20 protein-coding genes are annotated in these 25,998 nt (G+C 60.3%); 16 read left to right on the forward strand and 4 right to left on the reverse strand.

Annotation, left to right across the window (positions count from 1 at the left end):
- The first annotated feature begins 594 nt into the window (after window positions 1–594).
- From T424_RS0117130 to T424_RS0117150, 5 genes are all read left to right on the forward strand, one after another.
- The gene (locus T424_RS0117130; protein ID WP_027488818.1) at window positions 595–1,545 is read left to right on the forward strand and encodes a phosphoribosylaminoimidazolesuccinocarboxamide synthase; all 951 of its coding nucleotides are present in this window, start codon (window positions 595–597) and stop codon (window positions 1,543–1,545) included.
- Window positions 1,546–1,555: 10 nt separating this feature from the next.
- Entirely contained in the window at window positions 1,556–2,218 is a 663-nt protein-coding gene (locus T424_RS21365; protein WP_051559156.1) for a TetR/AcrR family transcriptional regulator, read from the forward strand.
- A 313-nt stretch (window positions 2,219–2,531) separates the two neighbouring features.
- Window positions 2,532–3,758: an efflux RND transporter periplasmic adaptor subunit gene (locus T424_RS0117140; RefSeq protein ID WP_027488819.1), complete on the forward strand. Its 1,227-nt coding sequence runs from the start codon at window positions 2,532–2,534 to the stop codon at window positions 3,756–3,758.
- A 44-nt stretch (window positions 3,759–3,802) separates the two neighbouring features.
- Window positions 3,803–6,916, forward strand: a complete 3,114-nt coding sequence (locus tag T424_RS0117145) for an efflux RND transporter permease subunit (protein WP_027488820.1) — start codon at window positions 3,803–3,805, stop codon at window positions 6,914–6,916.
- A 130-nt stretch (window positions 6,917–7,046) separates the two neighbouring features.
- The gene (locus tag T424_RS0117150; protein WP_027488821.1) at window positions 7,047–8,516 is read left to right on the forward strand and encodes an efflux transporter outer membrane subunit; all 1,470 of its coding nucleotides are present in this window, start codon (window positions 7,047–7,049) and stop codon (window positions 8,514–8,516) included.
- Between the two features lie 140 nt (window positions 8,517–8,656).
- On the opposite strand, the gene T424_RS0117155 is transcribed toward T424_RS0117150, so the two are convergent.
- Window positions 8,657–9,523: a MerR family transcriptional regulator gene (locus tag T424_RS0117155; RefSeq protein ID WP_027488822.1), complete on the reverse strand. Its 867-nt coding sequence runs from the start codon at window positions 9,521–9,523 to the stop codon at window positions 8,657–8,659.
- A 330-nt stretch (window positions 9,524–9,853) separates the two neighbouring features.
- Here T424_RS0117155 and T424_RS0117165 point away from each other — a divergent pair, with 330 nt between their 5' ends.
- Both T424_RS0117165 and T424_RS0117170 read left to right on the forward strand, forming a co-directional pair.
- The gene (locus tag T424_RS0117165; protein ID WP_027488823.1) at window positions 9,854–11,134 is read left to right on the forward strand and encodes a 4-aminobutyrate--2-oxoglutarate transaminase; all 1,281 of its coding nucleotides are present in this window, start codon (window positions 9,854–9,856) and stop codon (window positions 11,132–11,134) included.
- Window positions 11,135–11,137: 3 nt separating this feature from the next.
- The gene (locus T424_RS0117170) at window positions 11,138–12,622 is read left to right on the forward strand and encodes an NAD-dependent succinate-semialdehyde dehydrogenase (protein WP_027488824.1); all 1,485 of its coding nucleotides are present in this window, start codon (window positions 11,138–11,140) and stop codon (window positions 12,620–12,622) included.
- 62 nt (window positions 12,623–12,684) lie between these two features.
- Here the strand turns inward: T424_RS0117170 and T424_RS0117175 are convergent, their stop codons facing one another.
- Window positions 12,685–13,614: a hydrogen peroxide-inducible genes activator gene (locus T424_RS0117175; RefSeq protein ID WP_027488825.1), complete on the reverse strand. Its 930-nt coding sequence runs from the start codon at window positions 13,612–13,614 to the stop codon at window positions 12,685–12,687.
- A 99-nt stretch (window positions 13,615–13,713) separates the two neighbouring features.
- Between T424_RS0117175 and T424_RS22690 the strand changes: the two genes are divergently transcribed.
- Both T424_RS22690 and T424_RS0117190 read left to right on the forward strand, forming a co-directional pair.
- Window positions 13,714–13,893, forward strand: coding sequence for a hypothetical protein (locus tag T424_RS22690; RefSeq protein ID WP_154664969.1), 180 nt, complete (start codon window positions 13,714–13,716; stop codon window positions 13,891–13,893).
- Between the two features lie 177 nt (window positions 13,894–14,070).
- The gene (locus tag T424_RS0117190; protein ID WP_027488828.1) at window positions 14,071–15,063 is read left to right on the forward strand and encodes a sodium-dependent bicarbonate transport family permease; all 993 of its coding nucleotides are present in this window, start codon (window positions 14,071–14,073) and stop codon (window positions 15,061–15,063) included.
- Window positions 15,064–15,335: 272 nt separating this feature from the next.
- On the opposite strand, the gene efp is transcribed toward T424_RS0117190, so the two are convergent.
- Entirely contained in the window at window positions 15,336–15,905 is a 570-nt protein-coding gene (gene efp, locus T424_RS0117195) for an elongation factor P (protein WP_027488829.1), read from the reverse strand.
- Between the two features lie 220 nt (window positions 15,906–16,125).
- Here efp and epmA point away from each other — a divergent pair, with 220 nt between their 5' ends.
- The 7 genes from epmA (at window position 16,126) to T424_RS21370 (ending at window position 24,174) form a co-directional block, all read left to right on the forward strand.
- Entirely contained in the window at window positions 16,126–17,190 is a 1,065-nt protein-coding gene (epmA, locus tag T424_RS0117200) for an EF-P lysine aminoacylase EpmA (protein WP_027488830.1), read from the forward strand.
- Window positions 17,187–18,230, forward strand: coding sequence for a lysine-2,3-aminomutase-like protein (locus T424_RS0117205; RefSeq protein ID WP_027488831.1), 1,044 nt, complete (start codon window positions 17,187–17,189; stop codon window positions 18,228–18,230). Before epmA ends, T424_RS0117205 begins: the two co-directional genes overlap by 4 nt.
- 177 nt (window positions 18,231–18,407) lie before the next feature.
- A complete protein-coding gene (locus tag T424_RS0117210; protein ID WP_027488832.1) occupies window positions 18,408–18,659 on the forward strand; it encodes an acyl carrier protein in 252 nt (83 codons plus the stop codon).
- Window positions 18,659–19,837 carry an acyl-CoA dehydrogenase family protein gene (locus tag T424_RS0117215; protein WP_027488833.1) on the forward strand — a complete coding sequence of 393 codons (1,179 nt, stop codon included), beginning with the start codon at window positions 18,659–18,661 and terminating at the stop codon, window positions 19,835–19,837. Before T424_RS0117210 ends, T424_RS0117215 begins: the two co-directional genes overlap by 1 nt.
- 5 nt (window positions 19,838–19,842) lie before the next feature.
- Complete coding sequence (locus T424_RS0117220; protein ID WP_027488834.1) at window positions 19,843–20,751, forward strand: amino acid--[acyl-carrier-protein] ligase; 909 nt, start codon at window positions 19,843–19,845, stop codon at window positions 20,749–20,751.
- A gap of 3 nt (window positions 20,752–20,754) precedes the next feature.
- Complete coding sequence (locus tag T424_RS0117225; RefSeq protein ID WP_027488835.1) at window positions 20,755–21,714, forward strand: DUF1839 family protein; 960 nt, start codon at window positions 20,755–20,757, stop codon at window positions 21,712–21,714.
- A gap of 15 nt (window positions 21,715–21,729) precedes the next feature.
- A complete protein-coding gene (locus T424_RS21370) occupies window positions 21,730–24,174 on the forward strand; it encodes a glycoside hydrolase family 2 protein (RefSeq protein WP_051559159.1) in 2,445 nt (814 codons plus the stop codon).
- A gap of 9 nt (window positions 24,175–24,183) precedes the next feature.
- On the opposite strand, the gene T424_RS21375 is transcribed toward T424_RS21370, so the two are convergent.
- Window positions 24,184–25,986 carry an alpha/beta fold hydrolase gene (locus T424_RS21375; protein WP_037068182.1) on the reverse strand — a complete coding sequence of 601 codons (1,803 nt, stop codon included), beginning with the start codon at window positions 25,984–25,986 and terminating at the stop codon, window positions 24,184–24,186.
- Between the last annotated feature and the right edge of the window lie 12 nt (window positions 25,987–25,998).

Raw genomic sequence — 25,998 nt, forward strand, 5'->3', positions numbered from 1 at the left:
ACTGTCTCGAAATTGACAAGAACTCACCTCTCTCACTCCAAAAAGTAAGAGCAGTGTCCTTGCTTCAAAACGTGAAAGGCCTTCTGTCTTCAACGTCAGGGCACAAACCCCAACTCGCAGAAACCGCCGTCCACGTTTCTCTTTCTTCTCTATTCAATTGTCAAATAACAGACACATCAACGTGTCAAAACTCATCCGAACCAATCCATCCCTGGACCAGTCATACCAACTCGCGTCAGCCGGAAAAATCAGAGACAAACAATCCCGCCGCCAGAAGCGCCGCTGCCGTCGTCTCGTGAAGCGGCTTATAAGGCCCCAATACGCCAAACGTCAACAGGGTTTTTTGCCGAATTCCCATTTATTAGGCAAAATGCTGTTTTAATGGACATTTTTCCCTTTTTAGTCGCTATTGTTTTTCGGCATGACCGGCCAGGCTCGATCTTGCGGGCTCCCGACACCATTATGAGCATGAATTCTCATGTTTAGGCCATGCGGCCTGCTCGGTGGTTTCTCTTTGAAAAATCCACAAAATTAGGGTAGGCGCGTCTTACGGTTATCTTAAACCTTTATTCCATGTCCAAGGAGACCGATGCTATGCGCATCCTGTCAGACGCCGTTTTCCCTGAACTTCCCAATCATTACCGGGGCAAGGTGCGGGAGAACTACGATCTTCCCGATGGCACGCGCATTATCATCTCCACTGACCGCCTGAGTGCGTTTGATCGCATACTGGCCTGCATTCCGCATAAGGGCGAGGTTTTGACGCAGACAGCGCGTTACTGGTTTGAGGAAACAAGGGACATTTGCCCCAACCACGTGGTTGCCTACCCCGATCCCGCCGTCGTCGTCGGGAAACGTCTCGACATTCTGCCAGTGGAAGTGGTGGTTCGCGGCTATCTGGCCGGCACGACGGGCACATCTGTTCTGACGCTTTATAAAAAGGGCCAACGGTCCATGTATGGGCTCAGCCTGCCGGACGGCATGAAAGACAATCAAAAACTGCCAAATCCGATTATTACGCCCACCAGCAAGGAATTCGACGGTGGTCACGATGAGCCTTTGACGCCGGATGAGATTATCGGCCGCGGGTTGCTGACGTCCGGGCAATGGGAAACACTGTCGAGATACGCACTCGCGCTCTTTGCCCGTGGCCAGCAAAAGGCGGCAGAACGTGGCCTGATTCTGGTTGATACCAAGTATGAGTTCGGCACCGACGAAAACGGCACCATCATACTTGCCGATGAAATCCACACGCCGGACAGCAGCCGTTACTGGATTGCGGCTTCCTATGCCGAGGCCTTCGAAAAGGGCGAGCGTCCGCAGAGTTTCGACAAGGATTTCGTGCGTGCCTGGGTGGCCGAACGCTGCGATCCGTATAAAGACGAGATCCCTGCCATTCCGCAGGACCTTATCGAAGCGACCTCGAAGGTCTATATTCAGGCTTATGAAGCCATTACCGGCCAGACCTTCGTGCCGGATCTTGGCGAGGCAAGCCCGCTTGAACGGGTCCGGAAGAATGTGTTCAGTTATCTGAACCAGAAATAGGCAACGGGCGATGAAACCTGGCGCGCAATCAAAAACCTGCGGCAAGGGCTGCAACGGAGGCGATGAGAAGCCGCGGCGTTCGCGCCGTCCGGCCGAGCAGACGCGGCAGGACATTTTGCAAACAGCGGAAAACCTGTTTCGCGACCGGGGCTATCAACAGGTTGCCATGGCCGATATTGCCGCGCAGCTCGGAATGTCGCCTGCCAATGTGTTCAAGCACTTCCATTCCAAGGGCGCGCTCGTGGATGCCATTGCCTGCGCCCAGATCGACGACATGATGGGTACGCTGGATGGAATTGAAACCCTTCCAAACCCGCAACAGAAACTGCATGAGGTGGCCGAGCGTCTTCTTCGCGCGCTGCTCCAGCATGTTACCGAAAACCCCCACGTTTTCGAGATGATCGTACTGTGCTCCGATCCTTCCCGCATGGCCGGGGCCTTCTACCGTCACAAATTAGGAAAGGCCCTGGAGATCATCATAGAAGAAGGGCACCGCGACGGTATTTTTCACGTAAAGGACGCAGCCCACACCGCCTCGGTTGTCACGACGGCTCTCGGCGGTGTTCTCAACCCCTTGGCGGTGTGCCAGGAAGGGTCTGACATTCTATATTCACGCTGCCGTGATCTTGTGGTTCTCGTGATTGCGGCACTGCAAAATCCGCTTGCCAAGTGATGATTTCTAGCATACGTCACAAGCTGGATGGCAAGCGCGTTTCCATGCCCGATTGTCAAAAAATAATTTCGATTCCGGTAATATATACGGGATATTGTAACTGCGCGTCTGTCGGCCGGGCCTTTTACCCGGCTGCGGCGTGGGCATAGCAAGTTCGACACGGCACCCGATGGCGAGGATGTATTCGCTGGTGCGCCGTGCATTTCACCGGGCGTTTCCGTGGGAAGCGGAAACGCTTTCATGAATCGCGACAGCCCGCACTGGCCTGTTCGTGATTTGGCGCAGCACACTGAACGGAGCCAGGACGAAGCACATGTCCAGAAAACTCACCCTGATATCTCTTCTCGCCCTGACCGCCTTGACTGCCGTCGGGTGCAGCGACCAGGGAAAACAGCAGGGCAATGCCGGTGGCGCAGGTGCGCCTGGCGCTGGCGGGCAGCGTCCCCCAAGCCCCGTTAGCGTCGTCGTCATGCAGAAGTCGGAGCAACCCCTCACAACGGTTCTCTCCGGACGTGCAGATGCCTTTCAGTCGGCTCAGATCCGGCCACGTGTCGGCGGCGTGATCAAGCAGATCGCCGTGAAGGAAGGAAGCTTCGTCAAGGCTGGCGACATTCTCTACAAGATCGACGACGATACCTATCAGGCCTCGCTGGCGGAAGCACAGGCCGCCCTTGAAAAGGCTGAGGTCAGCGTGCCGGCCGCAGAAACCAACCTTCAGCGTTACGAGCGCCTCGCCAATACCGGCGCCTCGCAGAAGGACTATGAAGACGCCCGCACCACGCTGTTACAGGCCAAGGCTTCCGTCGCTGAGGCGAAAGCAACCCTTCAGACCGCGCAGATCAATCTCGACCTGACCTCGGTGCGGGCGCCCTTCGACGGCGTGACCTCCGCAACCAGCTATTCGGTCGGCAACGTGGTCACGGCAAGCCAGACCGATGCGCTGATGACCCTGCGCCAGATCAATCCGATCTATATCCAGCTCAACGAATCCAGCGTTAATTTGCTGCGCCTTCAAGCTGCGATCAAGGCCGGCAAGCTCGAACGCAAGGACGGCGATGCAACCACCGACATCCGGCTGACGCTGGAAGACGGGTCGGACTATGCCCATCCCGGCAAGCTCGACATGTCGGAAATGGCTGTCAGCACCACGACCGGCACGGTTTCCATCCGCACACTTTTCGATAATCCCGACAATGTCATCCTGCCGGGCGCCTATGTGCGCGCCACCATCACGGTTGGCAAGGAAACGGGTTATCTCATTCCCCAGCGTGCCGCTGGCCGCAATGCCAATGGCGAGTTGACCGCCAAATTCGTTACTGCCGAAAACAAGGTTGAAACGCGCACGTTCCGCAGCAGCCAGCTTTCCGGCAATAACTGGCTGGTGACGGAAGGCGTCAATGACGGCGACAAGCTGATCGTGGACGGCTTCCAGTGGATCGCCGACAGTGTCACCGTCAATCCCGTTCCTGCGGAAATCGATGCCAAGGGCTTCGTGATCCCGAAGCAGGGCGAGGCAACCGCTCCGGCGCCGAAATCATGATGTCACATGACATGCTCGGCAACATCGTGATCAGGAACTAGTCCATGGCCAAATTCTTCATTCGGCGGCCGATCTTCGCGTGGGTCATCGCCATCGTCATCATGCTGAGCGGCGCGCTCGCCATCAAGACGCTCTCGATTTCGCAATATCCCGAAATCGCGCCTCCGACGGTGCGCATCAGCGCGACCTATACCGGCGCCAGCGCCGATACCGTGCGAAAGACCGTGACACAAATCATCGAAGACGGCATGACAGGCCTCGATGGCCTGACCTACATGACGTCGTCGTCCGCGACCGGCTCATCGAGCATCACGCTGACCTTCGACAACAGCGTCAATGCCGATATTGCCCAGGTGCAGGTGCAGAACAAGCTGCAACTCGTCACCTCGCAATTGCCATCCGTGGTTCAGACGCTTGGCATCGAAGTCACCAAATCCACCTCCAGTATTCTTCTGGTCGGCGCGCTGGTGTCTACCGATAACAAGCGCTCCTCCGCCGATCTCGGCGATATTTTCTCCACGCAGATCCAGGATCAGGTGAAGCGTCTTGCAGGCGTCGGTTCCATCAACTCCTTCGGTTCGGCCTACGCCATGCGTGTCTGGCTCGATCCGTTCAAGCTGAAGAAATTCTCGCTCACCCCCTCCGACGTGACCTCCGCCATCGAGGCGCAGAATACACAGGTTTCGGTGGGTTCCGTCGGCGGTCTTCCTGCCGCCGAAGGCCAGCAGATCAACGTGACGATGACGGCGCAGAGCCAGCTCAGCACCGTTTCCGATTTCGAGCGCATCATCCTCAAGGTCGATACCAGCGGTGCGAATGTACGTCTGAGCGACGTGGCACGGGTGGAAATCGGCCAGGCGACCTATTCGACGGAATCGCGCTCCAACCGCCAGCCGGCATCCGGCTTCGCGGTCAACCTTGCCACCGGCGCGAACGCCCTGGATACGGCAGCCCTCGTCAAGGCGAAGCTTGCCCAGATCGCACCTTCCCTGCCGCAGAACATCAAGATCATCTATCCTTACGACACCACGCCCTTCGTCTCGCTATCGATCGAAAAGGTCGTACACACGCTGATCGAAGCCATCGTGCTGGTTTTCGTGGTCCTGTTGATCTTCCTGCAAAACCTGCGGGCCACGTTCATCCCGATGATCGCGGTTCCGGTCGTTCTGCTCGGCACCTTCGGCATTCTGGCCATCACGGGCTATTCCATCAATACACTCACCATGTTCGCCATGGTGCTGGCCATCGGCCTGCTCGTGGACGATGCCATCGTCGTGGTTGAAAACGTCGAGCGCATCATGGCCGAGGAGCATCTGGAGCCCCTGGAGGCCACGGAAAAATCCATGGGCGAGATCACCGGCGCAATCGTCGGCATCGCGCTCGTGCTGACGGCCGTGTTCATTCCCATGGCCTTCTTCGGTGGCTCCACCGGCATCATCTACCGTCAGTTCTCCGTCACCATCGTTTCGGCCATGCTGCTTTCGGCGCTGGTTGCCATCGTGCTGACGCCAGCACTGTGCGCAACGATGCTGAAGCCGATCGACCATCACAAGAAGGGTCGCGGTCTCGGCGCATGGTTCAACCGCAATTTCGACCGGACGACAAACGGCTATGTCGGCTCGGTCGGCTATCTTCTGAAGCGTCCGCTGCGCGTCATGCTGGTCTTTGCGCTGGTTATCGTCGGTTGCGGCTGGTTCTTCACCCGCCTGCCCTCCTCCTTCCTGCCGCAGGAAGACCAGGGCGTGCTGATGACCATCATCCAGCTGCCGAACAGCTCGACCAGCGCCCAGACGGCCAAGGTCATCGAGAAGGTGGAAAACTACTATCTCGACAAGGAAAAGGACACGATCGAAAGCGTTTTTGCCGTCAACGGCTTCAGCTTTGCAGGCAGTGGCCAGGGCTATGCGCTGGTCTTTGCCAAGCTGAAGGATTTCGATCTGCGCAAATCGCCCAACCTTGCCGCCGGTGCCATCGTGCAGCGCGCCATGGGCTATTTCTTCACCATCCGCGAAGCTCAGGTCTTCCCGATCCTGCCTCCGCCCATCCAGGGCATGGGCAGCTCCAGCGGCTTCTCCATGTATCTGGTCGATAACGGCAACCATGGCAGCGAAGCGCTCGTCAATGCCGCCAACCAGCTGATCCAGCAGGCCAATGCCAGCGGCGTGATTTCCTCCATGCGCGCCAATGACCGCAATCAGGAAAGCCAGGTCAAGCTGATGCTGGACCAGGAAAAGCTGCGCGCCATGGGCGTGAGCATTTCCGATGCCAACTCCATGCTGACCACGATCTTCGCCGGCAGCCAGGTCAACGACTTCACCTTGAACAACAAGATCAAGAAGGTCTATGTTCAGGCGGACGCGCCCTACCGGATGCAGGCTGAAGATCTGAAATACTGGTATATCGACAATTCCGATAATGAAATGGTGCCCTTCACCTCCTTCACCGATGCGAAGTGGGTCAACGGTCTGCCATCGATCTCGGCTTTCAATGCGGTGAACGCCTTCTCCATCGACGGGTCGGCGGCGCCGGGTGTCTCCTCCGGCGATGCCATGAACAAGGTCGAGGAACTGGTATCGAAAATGGGCGGCGGCTATAGCGTGGCCTGGACGGGCATTTCCTATCAGGAGCGGCTCTCGGGTTCGCAGGCGCCACTGCTCTATGCGCTTTCGGTTCTCATCGTCTTCCTGTGCCTTTCGGCCCTTTACGAAAGCTGGTCCATCCCCTTCTCGGTCATCATGGCCGTACCGGTGGGTGTTTTGGGCGCGTTGCTTGCCGCACATTTTCTCGGCCAGTCCAACGACGTCTATTTCAAGGTGGGCCTGCTGACGACCATTGGTCTTGCGGCGAAAAACGCGATCCTGATCGTGGAATTCGCCAAGGAGCGGCAGGAACATGGCCTCGGCATAATGGAGGCGACACTTCAGGCGGCGCGTCTTCGCCTTCGCCCGATCATCATGACCTCGCTTGCCTTCATTCTCGGTGTCGTGCCGCTGGCCATTGCCACGGGTGCCGGCTCCGCCGCACAGAATGCCATCGGTATCGGCGTTCTGGGTGGTATGCTTTCTGCAACACTGCTTGGAATTTTCTTCGTCCCCTCGTTCTTTGTGATTATTCGCAAGCTTTCAAGCCGGGGAAAAGCCAAGCAGGGCCTGTCCTAATGCAGGGAAACCCGCTAGGTTAAGAAATCATTGCCGCGCCCGGGAGGACGCGGCAATGTCGTGATTGCGTCGGCGGACCGGGCATGAAGGCCGTTCTCCGCCTTTCAGATGGAAGATAGGGAATTACGAAATGGTCTCCGTACGCATAGCAGCACCTCTCGCCATGCTGTTTCTGTCGGGCTGCGTCATGGGCCCGGAGCATACTCCTCCCCAGACTGCACTTCCGATCAAATTCAGCGAAGGCGGAAAAGAGTCAGCCGGTGACATTTCAACCGTCAAATGGTGGAGCGCTTTCAACGATCCCAAGCTGGACAAGCTGGTGGATCGCGGCATCGAGCAGAATCTCAGCGTGCTTCAGGCGCTTGAAGCCATCGAACAATCGCGTGCAGCCGTTGTTTCAGCCGGTGCAGGCGGCCTGCCGAGCCTCAGCCTGTCGGCCGACCACACGCAGAGCCAGACGAATGGCGGCTTCTCTTCCACGCCGCGCACGGCAAGCACCAGCGGTACGGTCACGGCCTCCTGGCTTCTCGACCTTTGGGGCGAATATCGCCGGTCCAAGCAGGCGGCCAAGGCCGAGCTGGATGGCGCCTATGATTCGGTCGATACTGCGCGCCTGACGCTGCTGAGCGACCTCGTCACCAACTATATCAATATGCGTTACTATCAGGCGCTGATCTCGATCTCCAACGACGCCGTGAAGTCGCGCCGCGAGACGCTGTCGCTGACCAAGCTCCAGCTCGATGCCGGCGCGGCATCGCGTCTTGACGTGGTTCAGGCAGAAGGTCTGGTCAACTCGACGCTGGCCAACCTCCCCGGCTACGAGGCCAACGCCTATAACAATGCCTACAAGATTTCGCTTTTGCTTGGCCTGCCAGCCTCGGCCCTTCTGGACGACCTGAAAAAGCCCGGCGGCCAGCCGATGGCGCGCAGCAAACCGATCACCGGCATTCCGGCCGACCTGATCCGCAACCGTCCAGACGTGCGCAAGGCCGAAAGAACGCTTGCCGCCGCCGTCTACGACATCGGCGTTGCCAAGGCCAAGCTTCTGCCCAGCCTGACGCTGAGCGGCGCGATATCGCCTTCCTATCTGCATCGCAGCAATCTTGCCGGAACGTCCAACAGCTGGTCCTTCGGCCCGTCCATCAACCTGCCGATCTTCGATGGCGGCGCGCTGCGCGCCAACGTCAAGAGCGCCGAGTCGGTTGCCCGCCAGAGCTATCTGGCCTGGAAGCAGACCGTGCTGACCGCCGTTCAGGAAGTGGAATCGGCCTTGGCCGCCTATAATCGCGACGCACGCGCCGTTGCTGCCAGCCGCAAATATGTGAAGTCCTATCAGGAGGCGCTGAGCCTCTCGACGGCATCCTACAAGGATGGCGCCTCCTCGCTGCTCGACGTTCTCGACGCGCAGCGCTCGCTGATCACCGCGCAGGAAAGCCTTGCCTCGGCGATCCAGCAGATGGCTGCGGATTTCGTGTCGCTGAATGTGGCGATCGGCGGCGGCTATGCCTTCAACGGCTCGGTGGAATCGGTTCTGGCCCGCACCCAACCGGCACAGGTGCCGGGCGTTGGCCCGACCCGCGTGGCGGCCGCTCAGAAGTAAACAGAACAGCGCTTCAAACAAAACCCCGGCCATCGCGTCGGGGTTTTTCTTTATATCACCATGACCGCGAAGACTTTACAGTGCCGTATTCTCGATAAAACGCTAAAATGACCGCCGAAGGCTTATGCAGCAGCTCGGCATCAGAAGGTCGGCGGCGTGTTGATCCAGATTGCAACCGTTTCACCATCGGCCGTGTTGCGCCAGGAATGGGGTCTCCGGCTTTCGAAATAGAAGCTGTCTCCAGCATCCAGCGTGAAGAACTGGTCGCCATCCAGCACGATTTCCATGCTGCCCGCCAGCACGTGGATGAATTCCTCTCCCTCGTGTTGATAGGCCCCTTCGCTGGAGGCGCCCGGAGCGAGCTGGAACCGATGGCATTCCATCTGGTTCCGCCCTTCGGACAGCACCTGCACCACCACCCCGGACGATGTCGCGGGCCAGGCCGGCCAGTGGCCGGAGCGAATGAGCGACTGGCTGTTTTCGCGCATCTCCTGCCCGCTCAAGGCCGCGATGGTCGTGCCAAAGTGGCGGGCCAGTTCATGCAGGGCGGGAAGCGAAAGTCCCTGCGACGTCCGCTCGAAAGTGGACAGCAGTGAGACGGCAATGCCGGTTGCACCGGCCACCACATCGAGGGTCTGGCCCGCTTCACGGCGCAAATGGCGGATTTTGATCCCAATCGATTGTGCGGACTTCTCCCGTTGAGAGCGCAAGTCTTTTGCCGGACGCCGCTTTTCCCCGCCCTGGCGCCGCGCGGATGGTAAAGCCGACAGGCTGTCCAAGGCGCTTTTCTCCAGCGTCTCCCGGATTGCTGCCGGATTGAGCCCTTTTTCCGTGCGCATCCAGCTGATCTGCTTCAGCCGTTCCACGTGCTGTCCATCGTAAAGCCTCTGGCCAGACGAGGTGCGATGCGGCTCGATCAGGCCATAGCCCTCCCACAGCCGCAGCGTGGAGGGAGATACCCCTGCCATGCGGGCCGCTTCCGCGATTTTGTAGCGAATGTCGTTCATGCGCTCTTCTTATACCAAGCCTCGAAGATGCTACTGCATAATTCCTTAAATCGGAATCGATTTAAGGTGAAAATTATGCAGCAGCTTTAAAGTGTTACAGCGTCCTTCGTGCGTTTGATAAAACGCACGGCGCCGTAAAGCACCATCGTCTTGAAGGCATTTCGAGTAGCGAGACGGCCCCAGAAACGTGAGATCTTCGAAAAAGAAAGGATGAAATCTTGCCGCAGAATGCGTTGAGATGTCGCCGTTCTTTCTGCCATGTGGGCGCTTGCAAAGCTACAGAAAAAATGTAGAGTTTTTTATAATAGATCAGCCTCAGAGGGAAAAGCCATGCTGAACACCGAGATTTCCGCCCGCAAGAATGACGCGATTTCACGCGGCGTGGGCATGACCACGCAGATCTATGCCGACCGGGCCGAGAATGCGGAAATCTGGGATGTCGAAGGCCGCCGCTATATCGATTTTGCCGGTGGCATTGCGGTTCTCAACACCGGCCATCGCCACCCCCGCGTCATCGAGGCCGTCAAGGCGCAGCTCGATCGCTTCACCCATACCTGCCATCAGGTCGTTCCCTACGAGAACTATGTGGCGCTGGCCGAACGGCTGAACCGGCTGACGCCCGGCCATTTTCCGAAAAAGACGATCTTCGCCACCACCGGCGCCGAAGCGGTGGAAAACGCCATCAAGATTGCCCGCTGCGCCACCGGCCGCTCTGCTGTCATTGCCTTTACCGGCGGCTTTCACGGCCGCACCTTCATGGGCATGGCGCTGACCGGCAAGGTCGTGCCCTATAAGGTCGGCTTCGGCCCGATGATGGGCGATGTCTTCCACGTACCCTTCCCCGTCGATCTGCATGGCATCAGCGTGGAAACGGCACTGGACGTGCTGGACAAACTGTTCAAGGCCGATGTCGATCCGAAGCGCGTTGCCGCCATCATCGTTGAGCCGGTGCAGGGCGAAGGCGGCTTTTATGACGTGCCCCGCGCCCTGATGAAGGCACTGCGCGAGATTTGCGACAGCCACGGCATTCTCCTCATCGCCGACGAGGTGCAGACCGGTTTTGCCCGCACCGGCAAGCTGTTTGCCATGGAGCATCACGATGTGGTGGCCGATCTTACCACCATGGCCAAGAGCCTGGCGGGCGGTTTTCCGCTTTCGGCGGTCACGGGCCGCGCCGAGTTGATGGATGCACCCGGACCAGGAGGCCTTGGCGGCACCTATGCGGGCAACCCGCTGGCCATTGCCGCCGCCCATGCCGTTCTCGACGTGATCGAGGAGGAAAAGCTGGTGGAGCGCGCCAACCAGTTGGGCGGCCGCCTGAAACAGCGGCTGGAGGGCTTGCGCGCCGACATTCCGCACATCATGGATATTCGCGGTCCCGGCTTCATGAATGCCGTGGAATTTGGCGTTGCGGGAACCGGAAAGCCCAATGCGGACTTTACCAATGCCGTGCGGGTCAAGGCGCTCGAAAAGGGGCTGATCCTTCTGACCTGCGGGGTCTACAGTAACGTTATCCGCTTCCTCGCCCCCATCACCATTCAGGACGAGGTATTCAATGAAGCGCTTGACATTATTGAAGCATCCATTCGCGAAACCGCCGCAGAGGCCTGATTCATGACCATTTCTCCCTCCCTCACCGCAAAGCTCAAAGATCCCACCCTTGCCACCGACAAGGCATTGGCGGGCGAGCGCTGGACCAGCACGGCCAAAAGCGGCAAAACCTTCGATGTCACCAATCCCTCCACAGGAGAGGTCATCGCCACTTTGCCGGATATGGACCGCGAAGAGCTTTCCGCGGCCATCGACGCCGCCCACAAGGCCCAGAAGGCCTGGGCGAAGAAGACCGGCAAGGAACGCGCCGCCGTGCTGCGCAAGCTCAACGACCTGATGGTCGCCAATGCCGATGACCTCGCCACCATCCTGACCATGGAAATGGGCAAGCCCTGGCCGGAAGCCCGTGGCGAAATTCTCTACGGCGCCTCCTATGTCGAGTGGTTCGCGGAAGAAGCAAAGCGGCTTTACGGCGATGTCATTCCCGGCCACCAGCAGGACAAGCGCATCCTCGTGATCCGCCAGCCTGTGGGCGTGGTGGGCGCGATCACGCCCTGGAATTTCCCCAATGCCATGCTGGCCCGCAAGGTTGCGCCGGCTTTGGCCGCAGGCTGCGCCATTGTTTCCAAGCCTGCTGCACAGACCCCCCTTTCGGCGCTGGCAATGGCGGTTCTCGCGGAGCGGGCGGGGCTTCCCGCCGGGCTCTATTCGGTGATCACCGCCACCGACGCCGCCATGGTCGGCAAGGAGTTTGCCGAGAACGACAAGGTGCGCAAGATCACCTTTACCGGCTCAACCAATGTCGGGCGCATTCTGATGCGCCAGGGCGCCGATCAGATCATGAAACTGGGGCTTGAGCTTGGCGGCAATGCGCCCTTCATTGTCTTCGACGATGCCGATCTCGACGCAGCCGTCGAAGGTGCAATGGTGTCGAAATACCGCAATGCCGGGCAGACCTGCGTTTGCGCAAACCGCATTTACGTTCAATCGGGCGTCTATGAAGCCTTTGCCGCCAAGCTTGCCGAAAAGGTGAAGGCGCTGAAAGTGGGCGATGGCTTTGCCGAAGGCGTGACCATTGGCCCGTTGATCGATGCCAATGCGGTGAAGAAGGTCAAAGACCATATTGCCGACGCCGTTGCCAAGGGCGCGAAGGTGGAACTGGGCGGCGACAAGGCGGAAGGCGGCGAGCTGTTCTTCCAGCCCACCATTCTGACCGGCGTTACCACCGAGATGAAGGTGGCGCGGGAAGAAACCTTCGGCCCCGTCGCCCCCCTCTTCCGCTTCGAAACGGAAGAGGATGTGATCGCCATGGCCAATGATACCGAATTCGGGCTTGCCTCCTATTTTTACGCCCGCGACATCGGCAAGATCTTCCGCGTGGCGGAGGCGCTGGAATATGGCATGGTCGGCGTCAATACCGGCCTGATCTCCACCGAAACCGCTCCCTTTGGCGGCATCAAGCAGTCCGGTCTTGGCCGCGAGGGCTCGAAATACGGGCTGGAGGATTATACGGAGCTTAAATATATGTGCCTTGGCGGCATCGAATAATTTCAATCTGCCGCCCGGAGATGGATTCCGGGCGGCAGACCAGGCTTCTGTAGCCGTCATTTTCAGACCCGCAGGGGCTCACTGCCGACCAATCCGGCCGCAATGGCCTTGCCCAGCGCCGCCAGCGCCTCGAAATGCGGCTTGCGGGCGCTGATGCGCCGCCAGTAAAAGCCGATCACGCGCTCCCCCGGCCAGCCATCCAGCCGCAACAGGCGCACATTCTCCTCCCGTCCCATTTCCGAGCGCACATAAAGTTCGGGAAACAGCGACAGCCCCATTTCGATGGAGACCATCTGCCGCAGGGCATCAAGGCTGGTGCCTTCGTAATCGTCGGCCAGCGTCGCGCCGGAGAGGCTGGCAAGCGCCCGCACATCGTCCAGCAGGCGGTGGCCGCTGCCAAGCGTCAGCAGACGTTCGCCCTTCAGTTCGTCCAGCGGCACATGATCGCGGGCCGCCAGCCGGTGGTCGCGGTGAACGCCAAGATAGATGATCTCCCGGCAAATTGGCTCGAAAGCAAAAGCATCCGGATCGTCAGGCTGCTGGCCAAGCCCGCAATCCACCTCGCCCGCCAGCACGGCCTGTTCCAGCGCCCTTGGCCTGTCCTCGCGAATATAGAGCTTCAGCTCGCGATGCCGGGCGTGAAGCCTGGGCAACAGATAGGGCAGGAAATAAGGCCCGAAGGACGAAACCACCCCAAGCCGCATCACCCCGCCCAGATGGTTGCGCGCACTGTCCGCCAGCACCTTGATGTCGTCCAGCCCCGCCAGAATGACACGGGCAGCGGCGATGATTTCCGCCCCAACCGGCGTGGGGCTGACCTTGCCGGGCGTCCGCTCCACAAGCTGCGTGCCGAGCTGCTTTTCCAAAAGCGCGACCTGCACGGAAAGCGTTGGCTGCGAAACATGGCAGCGGCGCGCCGCTTCGCCGAAATGGCCGGTTTCTCCGAGCGCCACGAGATATTCGAGCTGCCGATGGCTTGGACGAAAGGGCATGGGGCCTCATAGAAAAAATCTATCGGATCGATATTATCAATGAATTGGAATAATCGGCAAGGACCCCCCATATGGAAAGGGCAGAAAGGAGGTTGCATCATGGCTCTCTTGAACGCTCTCAAGGCACGGCACCGGATCCTGTGCATTAGCATGGATGAGGAAAGGCGCAAGCCAAGGCCCTGTGGCCAGCGGCTGATCGCCCTTCGCGACATCGCTTGCGGATTGCGCAACCAGATTGCCGCCCTTGAACGTCACGAACGCTTGAAATCAGCCCACTGATCTGTCCGGACACCGTCCGCCGTCCGGAAAACCACAACACGACCCTCAATCTGGCCGGTGAGATCCCTACACTCACCGGTCATTTCTCGCCACACATCCGCCGATGACCTTGCCAGTGCCGCTGCCCCCGCGACGCTGCCATGGCGTGCGGCCATAAACCTGTGCCAGAGCTTCACCATGACCTTTCTCGATATGGCGCTTGCCAATCTCGCTTCCGCACCCGTACTGTTTTTTCTGCTGGGCATTGCCGCAACGCTGGCCGGCAGCACGCTGTCCCTGCCGGAAGGGGCGGCCAAAATGCTTTCCATCTATCTCATGATGGCCATCGGCTTCAAAGGAGGGGCTGCCCTTGCCGGTGGCGAGGGCGGTGGCCACCTGCCTCTCATCCTGCTTGCCGGGCTTGCGCTTTCCGCCCTCATGCCGCTGATCGGCGAGCGCTATCTGCGTGTCCTTTCCCGTGTCGGCCCGATCGAGCGGGCCGCCATTGCCGGACATTACGGGTCGATTTCCATTGTCACCTTCGTGGCCGCCACCTCGGCGCTGGCAGCCCTTGGCATTGCCCATGATCCGGGCATGGTGGCGGTTGCCGCAGCGATGGAAACCCCTGCCATTCTCACGGCGCTGATCCTTGTCTACCGGGCCCGCGCAGCGGCAGGCAAGGGCGAAGGCATAAGCTGGAAGCCGCTTCTCAGGGAAGTGTTCCTGAACGGCGCCATCGTCATTCTCTTCGGCTCCTTCCTCATCGGTCTTGCCACCGGCAAACCGGGGCTGGCAACCGTCAAGCCCTTCCTGGTCGATCCCTTCAACGGCGCGCTTTGCCTGTTTCTGCTGGATCTCGGCGCGCAGGCCGCCAAGGGGCTGAGAACCGGCTGGAAAGAGTTGACACCGCGCCTGTTGAGCTTTGCGCTTCTCATGCCGGTGACAGGCGTGGTGCTGGCAGGCGGGGTTGCCTTTGCCGCAGGCCTCGATGCGGGCAACACCATGCTGCTGATGACGCTGGCCGCCAGCGCCTCCTACATCGCCGTGCCTGCCGCCATGCGCTTTGCCGTGCCGGAGGCAAGGCCTGCCATGTCGCTCAGCCTGTCGCTGGGGCTGACCTTCCCTTTCAACATCCTGATCGGCATTCCGCTTTATGTGGCGATTGCCGGCTGGCTGGCGGCAAGGACGTGAACCCTAAAGCGCCGTGCGTTTTATCAAACGCACAAAGAACACTGTAGCACTTTAAAGCTGCTGCATAATTTTCACCTTAGAGCATTTTCAGGAAAAGTGGAAGCCGGTTTTCCGTCTGAAAATGCGTAAAAACAAATAGTTAGAGCGGTTCAATGTTTCCGTGAAACAATGAACCGCTCTAACTCGATTTTGATTTAAGGAATTATGCAGAAGTGAAAATGAAAGAAGCCCGGCTTTTGGCCGGGCTTCGGGCATTGATAATGCACAAAGTTTCAGTTCTTGGCGCGTTCCACGTAGGAATTGTCTTCCGTGGCGATCACGACGCGAGTTCCGGCATCGATATGCGGCGGCACCATGGTGCGCAGGCCGTTGGAAAGAATGGCAGGCTTGTAGGAGGAAGAGGCCGTCTGGCCCTTCACGACCGGCTCGGTCTCGACGATTTCCAGCGTCACATGGCGCGGCAGTTCGACGGCCAGCGGCACGCCTTCATGCATGGAGAGAATGCAGGTCATGCCTTCCTGGAGATAGGCTTTCTGTTCGCCCATGGTGTCGATATCGACCACGACCTGATCGTAATTTTCCGGGTTCATGAAGTGGAAGCCTTCGCCATCTTCATACAGGAACTGGTGGTTCACGTCTTCCACAAAGGCGCGCTCGACCTGTTCGGTGGTGCGCCAACGCTCCGACACCTTCACGCCATCGACGATACGGCGCATATCGACCTGCGTGACCGGCGTGCCCTTGCCGGGATGGAAGTTCTGGGCGGTGAGAACGACGTAGAGCTTGCCTTCCACTTCCAGAACATTGCCCTTGCGGACGGAGGAGGCGATGATCTTGACCATGCGGTTATCCTTTTGTTTTCCGGCCCGCGCGGCGGGAAACCCGGTTCCCGCCTTGCTGCGCAAGCTTGTATCTTAGCCTTGCACGTCGTAAAGGACGGCCCGCGCCCACTGGACATGCAATGAAATCCATGGCGCGCACCTAACCTAATTTTGCCGAAATAGCCAGCCCGTCGCCGCTCATTTCACCGCAGCCGGGGACAAGAAGGATGAAAGCCGCGCCATGAGCGAAAAGCGCCCCTCTGCCTCTGCCTGGTGGACGCCGTCGGTCCATGCGGACCGCAGGCCTTTTCTTCTGGGGCGCAATGCCATTCAGGCCGCGTTTCGCGGCTTTTTCGCCGCCCGCGATTTCATCGAGGTGGATACGGCCACCTTGCAGGTATCGCCTGGCAACGAGGCGCATCTGCATGGTTTCGGCACGCAGGCCATCGGCCATGACGGGCGTGCCCAGCCGCTTTACCTGCATACATCGCCGGAATTTGCCTGCAAGAAGCTGCTGGCCGCGGGAGAAAACCGCATCGCCTGCTTTGCCCATGTCTATCGCAACCGCGAGCGCGGGCCGCTGCACCACCCGGAATTCACCATGCTGGAATGGTATCGCGCCGGCGAAACCTATGAGCAGCTTATGGAAGACAGCGCAGCCCTTCTTCGCCTTGCCGCCGAAACCGCAGGCACAAAGGCCTTTCACTATCGCGGCGGCACCTGCGACCCCTTCGCCACCCCGGAGCGGCTGAGCGTGGCGGAAGCCTTCAGCCGCCATGCGGGCATCGACCTTCTCGCCACCACCTCCCCGACCGGCGAAACCGACCGCGAGGCGCTGGCCGCGCAAGTCAGGGAAAAAGGAATGCGCGTGGCCGAGGATGACGGTTGGGCAGACCTTTTCAGCCGCGTCATCGTGGAAAAGGTGGAGCCGCATCTGGGCTTTGGCCGCCCCACCATTCTCGATGAATATCCGGTGGCGGAAGCCGCCCTCGCCCGGCCCTCGCCCCGTGACCGGCGCGTGGCGGAGCGCTTCGAGCTTTACGCCTGCGGCGTGGAACTGGCCAATGCCTTCGGCGAACTGACGGATGCTGCCGAACAGCGCCGCCGCTTCGAAGCGGAAATGGCGGAAAAGGCGCGCATTTATGGCGAGCGCTACCCGCTGGACGAAGATTTTCTCGCCGCACTTGCCATCATGCCGGAGGCTTGCGGCATTGCGCTGGGCTTTGACCGGCTGGTGATGCTGGCCACGGGCGCGCCGCGTATCGAACATGTGCTGTGGGCGCCGGTCGCGGAGCCCGGTCCGTGAGCGCAAAGACCCTGAAAACCATCGAGGAGCTTGCCGAAGCAGGCCTCGTCACCGGGGCAGACCGGGCAGAGCTTGACGCCGTGGCAAGGCGTTATGCCGTGGCCATCACCCCATCCATGCAGGCGTTGATCGATCCCGCAAACCCTTTGGATCCGATTGCCGCGCAATTCGTGCCGGACGGACGCGAACTTTTCATCCGCAACGAAGAGCGCGCCGATCCGATTGGCGATCACGCCCACAGCCCCGTCACCGGCATCGTGCACCGCTATCCGGACAGGGTGCTGCTCAAGGCCACCCATAGCTGCCCCGTCTATTGCCGTTTCTGCTTTCGCCGCGAGATGGTGGGACCGCAAGGCGACGGCACGCTTTCGCCGAAAGAGCTGGAACAGGCGCTGGCCTATATTGCCGCCCATGAGGAGATCTGGGAAGTCATTCTCACCGGCGGCGATCCGCTCGTGCTGTCCCATCGCCGCCTCGCCGCCATCATGGAAGGGCTGAAGGCAATTTCGCATGTGAAGATCGTGCGGTTTCACAGCCGCGTGCCGGTGGTGGATGCAGGCCGCATCGATCAAGGCCTGATCGAGGCGCTGAAATCCGCGCAAAAAACCGTCTATATCGCCATCCATGCCAACCATCCGCGCGAGCTGACGCCAGAGGCCAGGGCCGCCATTCAGCGGCTGAACGAAGCAGGCTTCTCACTCCTGAGCCAGACGGTGCTGCTGAAAGGCATCAATGACGATGTGGCTGTGCTGAAAGAACTTATGCGCGCCTTCGTGGAGCTTCGCATTCGCCCCTATTACCTGCACCATCCGGACCTTGCGCCGGGCACGGGGCATTTCCGCCTGTCCATTGGCGAAGGTCAGGCGCTGGTAAGCCAGTTGCGCGGCCATGTTTCCGGTCTTTGCCAGCCCACCTATGTGCTGGATATTCCCGGCGGTCACGGAAAAGTGTCCATCGCCGCCTCCAGCATTCTGGAGGATCCGGAAGGCCATATTCTGACGGACTTCCGCGGAAAGCGGCATGTCTACCCCGGCTTCTGAGGGCCATATTTAACCATATGCTAACGTGACCCGTGGCAGATGCTTGAATTCCGAACGTCTCTGTATGAATGATGGACAGGACCTGACGCATTTTAGCGAAGGGTTTAGCGCGATTTTACGCTTTTTCATCTATCTCCAGCAGCGACGACACGCATTCCATGATGGAAGGGGATTTGCATGAATGACACCATCCGCACTCTGCTCGCCAAGGTTGGCGGACTGCCGGTCGCCGCGGCCGACATTGCCAGTGATGCCGATCTCTATGCGCTGGGGTTGACATCCTTTGCCTCCGTGCAACTCATGCTGGGCCTTGAGGATGCTTTCGACATCGAGTTTCCCGATCATCTGCTCAACCGCAAGTCCTTTGCCTCCATCGAGGCGATAGAGCGGGCGGTCAGCGAGATCCTTGGCGACCGGAAGGTCGCCTGATGACCCTTCCCCTGCCCCCAGCCAGCGATCTTGCCGCCCGGATGGGGCGGGTCGCCAGCATTGCCGCCGCCCATGCCGACAGCGTGGACCGTGATGGCCGCTTTCCCTTGCACACCTTGGAGGCGCTGAAGGCAGAGCGGCTTCTCGGCATCCAGATTGCCGCAGACCTTGGTGGCGAAGGTGCAGGCTTTGCGGCAATCGCCGAATTGTGCAGCCAGCTTGGGCAGGCCTGCGCATCGAGCGCCATGATCTTTGCCATGCACCACATCAAGTGTTCGAGCCTGGTGGAACATGCCGGGGACAATGAATGGCAGCGCGGCTTCATGCGCCGCGTGGCGGCAGAACAGCTTCTTCTGGGGTCCGCCACCACCGAGGGCGGCATTGGCGGAAACCTGCGCAATTCCATCTGCGCCATAGAGGTGGCGGATGGCATCTGCCGACTGGAAAAGGACGCCACCGTCATTTCCTATGGCACTGAAGCCGATGCCATTCTCATCACCTCCCGCGCCCACAAGGATGCCGCCCCCTCCGATCAGGTCATGACCGTTTTTCTGAAAGGCCAATACAGCCTTGAAAAGACGGCGGACTGGGACACGCTGGGAATGCGCGGCACCCGTTCCGACGGCTTTATCTTCAAGGGTGAAGCGCCCGCCGAACAGATCCTGCCCAAGCCCTTTGCCGAGATTGCCGCGCAATCCATGCTGGCCGCCTCGCATATTCTCTGGAGCGGTGTGTGGTATGGCATTGCCGTGGATGCCGTGGCGCGTGCCCAGAGCTTCGTGCGCGCTGCCGCCCGCAAGAGCCCCGGCGTGGTGCCACCCGGTGCGCTGCGGCTGGCAGAAGTGGCGAACCTGTTGCAGATGGTGCGCTCCAACGTGGTTGCGGCGCTGAAGGCCTATGAGGATGCCCGCCATGACGGCGACCGTCTTTCCTCCTTCGGGTTTTCGGTGGCCATGAACAATGTGAAGCTCGCCTCTTCCGAAACGATCATCGACATCATCAATCAGGCCATGCTGATCTCTGGCATTCAGGCCTACAGGAACGGCACGCCCTACAGCCTTGGCCGCCATCTGCGCGATGCGCATTCGGCCCGGCTGATGATTTCCAACGACCGCATTCTGGGCAACACGTCCAACATGCTGCTGGTCCATAAACTCGACACGCGATTGCTGGGATAAAGCCAATGGATACTCAAATCAGTTTTCTCGACCGGCTGTTCGAATCCGGCCTGCTGATCGATACGGGCGTCGATGGCCTTTATGGCCGCAGCGGCCAGTTCGAGGAGGTGATTGCCGCGTTCGAACGGCTGATCGACCGTTTCGGCGGCGCCGACGGCGCCGAAGCCATCCGCTTTCCGCCGGGCATGAACCGCGCCTATTTCGAAAAAAGCGGCTATATGAAAAGCTTTCCGCAACTGGCGGGCACCATTCACAGCTTCTGCGGCAATGAGCTGGACCATATCGGCCTGTTGCAATGCATGGATGCCAACGAGGACTGGACAAAGGAGCAGAAGGCAACGGACATCGTGCTGACGCCTGCCGCCTGCTATCCGCTTTATCCCACTGTTGCCAAACGCGGCGCCTTGCCGGAAACAGGCGGGCTTTTCGACCTGCAATCCTATTGCTTCCGCCATGAGCCCTCCACCGATCCGGCACGCCAGCAGCTTTTTCGAATGCGCGAATATGTCTGCATGGGTACGGAAAAACATGTCACCGATTTCCGACAGCTCTGGATGGATCGCGGCCTGAAGATGATGGAAGAGGTGGGCCTGCCGGTGGAGATCGACGTGGCCAACGATCCCTTCTTTGGCCGGGCGGGCAAGATGCTGGCCAATAACCAGCGCGATCAGAACCTGAAATTCGAGTTGCTGATCCCCATCACCTCCACGAGCAAGCCCACGGCCTGCATGAGCTTCAATTATCATCAGGATGCCTTCGGTGCAAAATGGGGCTTGAACCTTGAGGATGGATCGGTGGCGCACACGGCTTGTGTCGGCTTCGGGCTGGAGCGCATTGCGCTGGCGCTGTTCCACCATCACGGGCTGGATGTGAAGGCGTGGCCGGAACAAGTCCGCAAGGCGCTGTGGGGCTGAGGCGTGAAGAGCGTCCTCAAGCTTGATCCGGCCTCCTATCAACCCCATGCGCTGCATTCCGCCGAGAGAATGTGGCCGGAAACCAATTGCTATGCCGATCTGTGGATCGAGCTGCTTTCGGCGCTGAAAACCGTGCCGGAGGCCATGCTGGGCTTTACGCTGGCACAGGATTTCGAAGGCGACCAGTTCACCTTTTTCAAGGTGCCGCTGGAGGATCTCGAAAGCCTTTATGGCATCCGCGTTACCGAACTGGCGATTTTCGACAGCGTGGAAGCCCATGTTGCCGAGCAAATCGGTCGCGGGCGGCTGTGCCTCGTGGAAATGGACAGTTTCTATCTGCCTGATACGCGCGGCGTCGGCTATCGGCAGGAGCATGGCAAGACCACGGTCGGCATCAACCGGCTGGACCTTGAAAACCGCAGCATGGACTATTTCCACAATGGCGGTTTCTTCTTGCTGGAGGGCGAGGATTTCGACGGGCTTTTCCAGCATGATGCGCCGGAAGGCTGGCCGCCTTTCCTGCCCTATACGGAATTTGCCAAGCTGCCGCAGACGCCTGCCTCGGAGGCACATCTGCGCAAAGAGGCCGAGCGGCTGTTTGCCGCCCATCTCGCCCGCCGCCCCGGCAAAAACCCGATTGCCGCCTTTGCCTCCGTCTTTCCCCGGCAGGTGGAGGCCGTGGCGGAACGCCCCTTCGGCTTCTTCCACAAATATGCTTTCAACACGCTGCGGCAGGTGGGGGCGAATTTCGAGCTTCTCGCCGGCCATCTCGACTGGCTGGATGAAGCGCGCTTTGCCGCGCAGAAGGCCGATGCGCTCAAAATATCGGAAGTGGCAAAATCCGTGCAGTTCCAGCTTGCCCGCGCCGTGACGCGCAGGAAATTCGAGCCGCTTGCAACCGCCCTTGACCCCGCCACCGAGGCATGGGACAGGCTGATGCAAGGGCTGGAAAACCGGGCATAAACAGGCTTCACGCACATGACACTCTTTCTGGACGCCGATATTCGCCCGCTGGAGGCAGGCTGGACCCTGCTTCTGACGGAGGCTGGCGCCCATGAGAGCCCTGACACCATCCGCCGCGCCGCCGCACGGCTTGCCGCCCCCGTTCCCGGCACGGTCGCCGAGGCGCTGACAAAAGCCGGACTGTTCGATCCGCACCATCCAGTGCCGCTGGAGGGCAAGGATGCCTGGTATTTCCGCAGCTTGAAGGGCGAGCAGCCCGGCCCGGCCGTGCTGCGCTTCGAGGGACTGGCGACAATCACCGAAATCTGGCTTAATGGTAAGCTTGAACTTACCATTGAAAGCATGTTCGAAGCCCATGATCTTTCGCTGGAGCTGACGGGAGAAGATGAGCTTGCGCTGTGCTTCCGCGCGCTTGCTCCGCATCTTTCAAAGCGTGGGCCCCGTGCCCGCTGGCGTCCGCAGATGATGGACAGTCAGGGGCTGCGGCTTGTCCGCACCACGCTGCTTGGCCATATGCCGGGCTGGTGCCCCTCCATTCACGCCATCGGCCCATGGCGGCCGATCAGCCTGATCCGTCCTGCGGCCCATAGCATTGAAAACCTGCGCCTGACGGCCGATCTCGATGAAGACGGCACCGGCCTTCTCGACGTGGCCTTTACCTACAAGGGACCGGCGCAAGACCTCACCCTGTCGGTGGCAGGTGAAAGCGTCACGCTGACGGCAGATGATGCGGGCCATTACGCCACCCGTCTCACCATCCCCGCCGTCAAGCCCTGGTGGCCCGCCACCCATGGCGAACCGGCGCTGCATGATGTGTCGCTCATCCTTGATGGCACCCGCCATTCGTTCGGCCTCACCGGCTTTCGCCGCATTCGGCTGGATCGTGGCGATGACGGCAAGGATTTCGCGCTGATCGTCAATGGCGTGAAAATCTTCTGCCGGGGTGCCGTCTGGACCAGTGCCAACATCACCCGCCTGCCCGGCAGCGCCGAGGACTATGCCCCATGGCTGATGATGGCGCGGGAGGCGGGCATGAACATGCTGCGCATCGGGGGCACCATGGCCTATGAAAGCCCGGATTTCTTCCGGCTCTGCGACCGGCTGGGTCTGCTGGTCTGGCAGGATTTCCAGTTTGCCAATTACGATTATCCGGTTGCCGACGAAACCTTCGCAACCCATGTGCGCAATGAAGTCACCGGCCTGCTCTCGAGCCTTCAGGGCTCGCCATCGCTGACGCTTTTGTGCGGCGGCAGCGAGAGCGAGCAGCAGGCCGCCATGCTGGGGCTGCCGCCCGCTGCGGGCAAAACACTACTTTCGCAATCCATTCTGCCGGCGCTTTCGGCAAGCCTTCGTCCCGATGTTCCCTATATCGGCAACTCCCCCTCCGGCGGCCCGCTGCCGTTCACGGTCAACGAGGGCGTCAGCCATTATTATGGCGTGGGCGCCTATTGCCGCCCGTTGACCGATGCCAGGCTTTCCGGCCTGCGCTTTGCCGCCGAGTGCCTGGCTTTTGCACATGTGCCGCAGCAGATGACGCTTGACCGGCACCTTGCCGTGCCGCCGGTGCATGATCCGCGCTGGAAGGCGCGCGTGCCCCGCGACCGTGCCGCGTCATGGGATTTCGAGGATATTCGCGACCACTATCTTTCGGAGCTTTACGACGTCAATCCGGCGCGGCTCAGGCGGCAGGATCCGGCGCGATACCTGCATCTTTCCCGCGCCGTCTCCGGCGAAGTGCTGGAGGCCTGCTTTGCCGAGTGGCGCAGGCCAGGCTCCTGCTGCAATGGCGCGCTGGTCTGGACCTTTCAGGATCTGCTGCCCGGCCCCGGCTGGGGTTTGATCGATGCCACCGGCCTGCCCAAGCCGGTCTGGTATGCCGCCCGCCGCGCTTTCCAGCCCGTCCGCGTCAGCCTGACGGATGAGGGCCTGAACGGGCTTGACGTCCATGTCGTCAATGACGGGCCAGAGAACGCCGCCCTCACACTGACACTTGCCTGCCTGCGAGAGGGCCGGACGCCCGTCCTGTCGGGAAAAACCGCACTGCGTCTGGCGCCGCGCACAGGCCAAAGCCTTCATGCCACCGATGTGTTCGGCGCATTTTTCGATACCACCTATGCCTATTGCTTCGGCCCACCCGCCCATGACGTGACGGTAGCGACCCTTTGGACGGAAGGGGGAGACATGCTGAGCCAGGCCTTCCATTTCCCGCAGGGCCGCGCCACCGCCACGGCACCGGCGCAGGTCACGGCTCAGCTTGTGGAAGGCCCGCAAGGCTGGCATTTGCAGCTTGAGACCGACCGGCTCCAGCAATCTCTCCATATCTCTCTGGAAAATGGCAGGCCGGAAGACGATTTCTTCCACCTTGCGCCACTGACGCCCCGCCGCATCCGCCTGACTGGCACCACGGGACGGCCGAAGGGAACGGTGGAAGCCCCCGGCCTTTCGCCGATTTCCTTCTGAAAGCCTTTGCTACGGCTTTCCGGATGGCACCTCGTTGCAGACAAGGGCCAGCTCCACCACTTTTTGCGTGTAGCGCTCGCGCGACCAGGCCGGGGAAAAATTGTGATCCACCCCTTCCAGCATTTCCAGCTTCGCGGTTGAATAGCGCTGAAGCCCCCGGCCATCCACGCCGAATTGCTGATAGAAATGTTCCAGTCCGACATCGTTTTCGCTGTAAAGCAGATAGAGCGGCACGCCACGCCCCTCAAGCCGCCCGAAGGCCCGGCGAATATCGCGATGCATGGTCCGCGCCTCGGCACTGACCACGTGGTGAAGGCCGGTTTTCAGCAGGAAACGCTGTATTCCGACCCGCAGGAAATTGCGCATCGCATTCTTCAAATCCACCCTACCGTCGAAAATCCGCCGCAGCGTTTGCGGGCTCAGCAGCAGCTTGCGATAGGTATCGAGAGAACGCGGCACGACGGAAAGGCTGGCATCGACAGGCCGGGCTGGATCCCAATAGAACACATAGGGATTGGCAAGGCAGCCGCCCCGCAGCCGCTCGTCGCGGATCAGGCTGCGAAAGGCCAGATAGCCGCCGCTGCATCGGCCAACCGCAATGGCAGGCAGGAGGTTGCGGCTTTCCAGCACGTCCAGCGCCGCCAGCACGTCATCTTCCTGGCTTTTTGCATAAAGAACCTGTTGCGCTGCGCCGGGCACCGGCGGGCTGTCGCCCACATTGGCGGGGTCGAAGCGGAAAGAGGCAATGCCCTGCGCCGCAAGCTTTCGCGCCATGGCCACGCCATTTCGCCCCCAGCCGCAATGCCGGTCATAAGCGGTATTGAGGAGAAGCGCCGCAGCACCCCGCCGCTTGCCCAGCGGTTCCGTCAGCACGCCGTAAAGCCGCTGCGAGGGTCCAAAGCGCATCGCAGTCTCGCAAAATCCATCGCCGCGCAAAATTGCAGGCTCCTGCTGCGGATCCAGCACGGTTCTTGCGTCCTGCGAGGCCTTCGCATCGATCCACTGCACCACGGTTTCGCCAGCCTCATGCGGCATTTCCGCCATGGCGGGATTGGCGACCATGGCATCATAGCCGATATAATCCGCCACTTCCGCCTGCGGATTGCCGGCAATTGCCGCATCCGCCAGTTCCTTGTCCGCGGCCCGGTCGCCCCGCACCAGATAAAGCGAAGGTCTTGGCATTTGCGGCAAAAGCGCGCCCGCCGTCATGGCCTTTACCCCCGCGGCAATGGCTGGCGCCATCACATGGCCGCCGATCGAGACGGCATCGGTGCTGCGCAAATGTTCCGGCAGGCCCAGGCCGTCATCGATCACCCGTGACCACAACTGCAATTCCCGCAGATAGCTGCGGCCGGAAACCACCGGCGCCATCACCGCAATGCCTGCCAGCGCCGCGCCGAAGCCATCGGCCATGGAAAGGCCGATCGACGCCCCGATGCCGTGGCCGATGATAAAAACCGGCGCATGGCCGGTGAGGCGCGAAAGCTCGCCAAAGGCGGCCGTCACGGCATTGCGCCACACATCGAGGCTTGCCGCCTCAGGCGGCAGATCCAGGGCATCGCCGGTGCCGGGATAATCGAAACGCAGGCTTGCAATGCCCCTCTCGGCCAGTTCATCGGCGATCAACCGGAAAAACTTGTGCGTACACTGCTCCTCATAGCCCCATGGCTGGAGAAACAGCACACAGGCCCGCCGCGCCACAGGCCCTCTCGCCTCGGTATAAAGGCCAAAGCTGCCATGAAAGCTCACGGGCAGTCCGGCAGGCTGCTGCCTGCCGGTGGAAGCCGGCTCCGGCGCGTCAGGATTTTGCATCGATCCCACTTC

This window comes from Allorhizobium undicola ORS 992 = ATCC 700741 (assembly GCF_000621665.1).
Lineage (GTDB): Bacteria > Pseudomonadota > Alphaproteobacteria > Rhizobiales > Rhizobiaceae > Allorhizobium > Allorhizobium undicola.